Consider the following 4,148-nt stretch of genomic DNA (forward strand, 5'->3'; position numbering starts at 1 on the left):
CTGGGCAGGCACCCGGGCTGTTGCTTGTCAACCTGCCGGAAGCGTCAGGCTGATGCTGGCGCCGCCCGATGTACGCTGCGCGATCTCGATATGGCCGCCATGCGCCGACACGATATCTGCCACCACCGCCAGTCCGATCCCATGGCCCGGCACGCGCTCGTCCAGCCGCACCCCACGCTGCAGGGCGGCTTCCGGATCGCTGAATCCGGGGCCATCGTCCTCGATGCGGACGGTCAGGGTCTTGCCTTGAATGCCTGCCACCACCCTAACCTGGCGGGAGGCCCATTTGCACGCGTTGTCGAGCAAGTTGCCGAACATCTCGAAGGCATCGCCCTCATCCAGGCGCCAGGCCAAGTCAGCAGCACAATCAAGCTCGATGCTCAGCTGGCGCTCGGCATACACTTTCGCCAAGCCGCCGCTGATACGCTCAAACACTGGTCGCAAGGGCAGCGCAGGCGCAAAGCGACTGGCACCGCTCGCCGCGGCGCGGCCCAACTGATGCTGGACGATGCGATCCATGCGCGATACCTGTTCGTTGACGACAGCGGCGAGCCCAGCTTGATCGGCCATGGCGCTTCTCAGCACCGCCAGCGGCGTCTTGAGGCTATGCGCCAAATCGCCTAGCGCATCCTTGTAGCGCGTTTGCCGCGCCCGCTCCTGTTCAATCAGTGTGTTCAGGTTATTGGTAAGGCCTGCCAGCTCAATCGGGTACTCGCCGGCAATGCGATGTTGCCGGCCCTCCTCGATCCCGGAAATTTCTTTCGCCACCCTGCGAAGTGGCCGCAGGCCCCAGCCGAGTAGCCAGGTTTGGGCTATCAGGAGCAACACTGCCGCTCCTCCAAGCCATAGCCACAGCGTATTCCTGAAGCGAGTCAGCTCGATACGAAACTCGGTGTTGCTCTCCAGCACCGAAAACACCAATGGCTGAGGCCGTGAGCCAGCCACCCAATTTACGCCATAGGCGACCGAGAAGAACTGTTCATGTCCCATGATCGGCTCGCCGATCTGGAACTCGCCAACATTGGATACCTTGCGCCGGAATGGCAGTTGCAAGCCTAGCGTGGAGCCAGACTCCCATTCTTCCTTTTTGCTTACATTGGAGATGTTCGCGTACAAACCGGATTTGGGCAGAGACAGCCGCGCATCGAGCGGATTGCGCGGCATGATCAAGGCGCCATCGCCATCCAGTTCAGCTGCCGCCATCAACAAGAACACGGTGCTTTTCAAGCGGGCAAATCGGGCCTCACGCGCATAGTCGGCAAATGCGCGCTCCAGCGCAAAACCGGCGCCAGCCAGGAAGGCAGCCAACACGATGGCGGCACCGACCAGCAGTCGCGTACGGATGGAACGGGCTCCAAGGTGCCGGAACAGTGTCATTCACTCAGCACAAAGCGATAGCCGCGGCCACGCAGGGTCTCGATGGGAGCGAGCGTCCCATCCGGATCAAGCTTGCGACGCAAACGCCCGATCAGCACCTCCAGCACATTGCTGTCACGGTCTTCATCATGGGGATAGAGATAGTCGGACAATTCCTGCTTGCTGACCACACGAGCTCGCTCGCGTATCAGCAATTCGAGCATGCGATACTCAAACGTGGTCAATTCGGCCGGCTGGCCATGCAGATGCACATGTTGCGCTGAAAAGTCGATTGCCACCGGGCCAAATACCAGGGTATCGGAAGTCGCTTTCAATGCCCGTCGTAGCAAGGCTTTCACCCGTGCGGCCAATTCCGGGTATTCAAATGGTTTGACCAGGTAATCATCCGCCCCAGCCTCCAGCCCTTGCACCTTGTCCTGCCAGCTGCTTCTGGCAGTCAGAATCAGAATCGGCAAGGTCTTCCCCTGGGCGCGCAGCTTTTGCACCACGGCCAGCCCGCTCATACGCGGCAATCCCAAGTCGACAATGGCCAGATCGATCGGGTATTCGCTGGCCTGGAACAGGCCATCCTCGCCATCTGCAGCCTCGTCGACCCGATAACCATCCGCTTCGAGCTGGCGCTTCAGATGACTGCGAATGGGTGCTTCATCTTCAATCAACAGCAGTCGCATTTCCTATCAACCTTTAACTCATACCGGCGCCCAAGCGACCGGATAGCGACCGGCTGACATGGCGACGCGGGAGCAATCCAATAGCAGCTAAGGCCAAGACTAGAGAGGCTTGCCGGACTCGGCGTCGATCAGCACGATGCGCACTTCGCCCTGCGGAGTAACCACCTTGATGCGCCACACCTCATGGCCATCGCGCTCAGCCCGGTCTACCGACAGTACGCGCCCACCAGTGAGACGCTGCGCAATTGCCGCCGCATCGTCGCGGCTCGTTTTGGCATAGGCGTCAACAGATATCAACAAGGCCAGGCAAGACAGCCAGGTCAGCAGCATATTCATAAAAATCTCGGAAATTGGTGCAAGGCAAACGGTCAAATTACAGGCGACCAAGCGGCAAAGCGATTGCACCAACCGAGACCATGGGCAGGTTTATTGTGCAACCGGGTCGACTGACACCCGCACCGGCAAGCGGTGGCCGGGATCATTCGGCAAGATGGTAGTGTAGCGTTGCCCCTGGTACTCGTAGGTGACACGATAGCCGGTCACGCGCTCTTGCCAGTCATCCACCGTACGGCACCGCTGGATTTCGCGCGGCACTTCCTCTTCGCGGACGACGCGATCCCGGTTGTCGATATTATCACCAGCCAAGGCGCCAATCACAGCGCCCGCTGCAGTGGCCGCTTCCTTTCCGTGTCCGCCGCCGACACGGTTTCCAAGCAGTGCGCCGGCAATACCGCCAATAACGGCGCCACCGTAGCTTCTCTGGTCGCCGACTCTGCGCGTTTCAGTCACTACTTCGGTCGAGCATTCCTTGCGTGGTGTACTCACCCGATCATACTGAGGTACCACACTGCGCACGGTTGCGTAGTCGGTAAAGCTGGCGGCATTGGCCAATGCGGCGATGAACAGAAAACCGGAAATTGCGATGCGTTTCATGATGTACCTCCTTGAGTCGACAGTGCCGATTTTGCAGACCAGGAGATGAACCGAAACTGAATTGCCTAAAGCACGAGGCGGCGCGCCTCAGAAAGCATCCGGGAATTTTTGCAGGATGACCAGCCGACGATTGTCGATCCGTACGTAGCCCCCGAACACCAGCTCTTTCATGATGCGCGCGACCATTTCACGCGATGAACCTACACGATCCGCAATGGCCTGTTGCGTCATGGGTTCTTCGATGAGAATTTGTCCATCGCGCTCAACCGCAAGATCTTCAAACAATAAGCGAACCCGACTGTAGACATCTTTCAACGCGAGGTTCTTTACTGCCTCGGTCAAACTGCGGCTTCTCCGCGCCAGATTGAGCAACAGCTTGCGCTGGATGGGCGGATGATCATGTAGCAGAGAAAGGAAATCATCTTTCTGGATCACCAGGAAGGTACTTTGGTCTTCAGTTTCAACCGATGCGGTTCGCGGCTCATCGTCGAGCAATGCCAGTTCGCCCACGTATTCGCCCGGCCCCAGGATGGCGAGGATGTACTCTTTACCGCTGGCATCGCTTACATACACTTTCACTTTTCCATGCATCACCAGGAACATGGAACTACCTGCATCGCCCTCATTGATGATGACCGTACCTTTGGCATAAGTCTTGGCGGTTGCCGAAGCCTCTACATGTGCCAACTCCTGGTCAGAAAGGCCTGAAAACAAAGGGATCTGTTTAAGCGTTGAGATCATGGACATATTCGAATGCACTGCCGTCTGGGTTAGGCCGCCGGTTTAGCGGCTTCAACGGGTTTATCTGCGGATGGTGAAGCACCCTCGGTTGATTCCTTGGCGCTCCCCTCCTCGGTACCGCCGCCAATCTCAACCGTCGCTACCTTACTCTTTTTTTCCGGGATTTTGTCAGGCGGAGGCGGGACCACTTCAATTTTGTTCTTCCCCATATACTCGTTCATCTCGCGCCATCCGGCATAGATGTCAGCCTTCGGAATCCGGGAATTTCGCTGGAAGCAGTCCTCGAGTGCCCTGCCGCTATGGCGGCAGGCAGCACCCACTGCTCTGCCGTTGAGCTTGGCCTGATTGGCCAGCTCGTTCAATCTGTCGCATGCCGTGAGGCTGACCAGCAACGCGGCAATCAGCATCAATCGAGAAATCATCATG

General features: G+C 58.1%; 6 protein-coding genes. All 6 read right to left on the minus strand.

Annotated features, from left to right (window positions below; all coding sequences use genetic code 11):
• Positions 1–27: 27 nt before the first annotated feature.
• Positions 28–1,377, minus strand: coding sequence for an ATP-binding protein (locus tag ACE3OH_RS20280; RefSeq protein ID WP_374357410.1), 1,350 nt, complete (start codon positions 1,375–1,377; stop codon positions 28–30).
• Entirely contained in the window at positions 1,374–2,048 is a 675-nt protein-coding gene (locus ACE3OH_RS20285) for a response regulator transcription factor (protein WP_374357412.1), read from the minus strand. The genes ACE3OH_RS20280 and ACE3OH_RS20285 overlap by 4 nt, the downstream gene beginning before the upstream one ends.
• A gap of 99 nt (positions 2,049–2,147) precedes the next feature.
• Positions 2,148–2,384 (minus strand): PepSY domain-containing protein, encoded by a 237-nt coding sequence (locus ACE3OH_RS20290; protein WP_374357414.1) that lies wholly within the window; start codon positions 2,382–2,384, stop codon positions 2,148–2,150.
• Between the two features lie 90 nt (positions 2,385–2,474).
• Positions 2,475–2,981, minus strand: a complete 507-nt coding sequence (locus ACE3OH_RS20295) for a glycine zipper 2TM domain-containing protein (protein ID WP_374357416.1) — start codon at positions 2,979–2,981, stop codon at positions 2,475–2,477.
• 87 nt (positions 2,982–3,068) lie between these two features.
• Positions 3,069–3,728, minus strand: a complete 660-nt coding sequence (locus ACE3OH_RS20300; protein WP_374357418.1) for a Crp/Fnr family transcriptional regulator — start codon at positions 3,726–3,728, stop codon at positions 3,069–3,071.
• 23 nt (positions 3,729–3,751) lie between these two features.
• Positions 3,752–4,148 (minus strand): hypothetical protein (locus ACE3OH_RS20305; RefSeq protein ID WP_374357420.1); only part of this gene is annotated, 397 nt, incomplete at its 5' end.

The organism is Chitinimonas sp., assembly GCF_041904975.1.
Lineage (GTDB): Bacteria > Pseudomonadota > Gammaproteobacteria > Burkholderiales > Chitinimonadaceae > Chitinimonas.

Bases quoted from the DNA above. Each gene is read 5' to 3' on its own strand.
- ACE3OH_RS20280 (WP_374357410.1), bottom strand. From the start codon at position 1,377: ATGACACTGTTCCGGCACCTTGGAGCCCGTTCCATCCGTACGCGACTG.
- ACE3OH_RS20285 (WP_374357412.1), bottom strand. From the start codon at position 2,048: ATGCGACTGCTGTTGATTGAAGATGAAGCACCCATTCGCAGTCATCTG.
- ACE3OH_RS20290 (WP_374357414.1), bottom strand. From the start codon at position 2,384: ATGAATATGCTGCTGACCTGGCTGTCTTGCCTGGCCTTGTTGATATCT.
- ACE3OH_RS20295 (WP_374357416.1), bottom strand. From the start codon at position 2,981: ATGAAACGCATCGCAATTTCCGGTTTTCTGTTCATCGCCGCATTGGCC.
- ACE3OH_RS20300 (WP_374357418.1), bottom strand. From the start codon at position 3,728: ATGTCCATGATCTCAACGCTTAAACAGATCCCTTTGTTTTCAGGCCTT.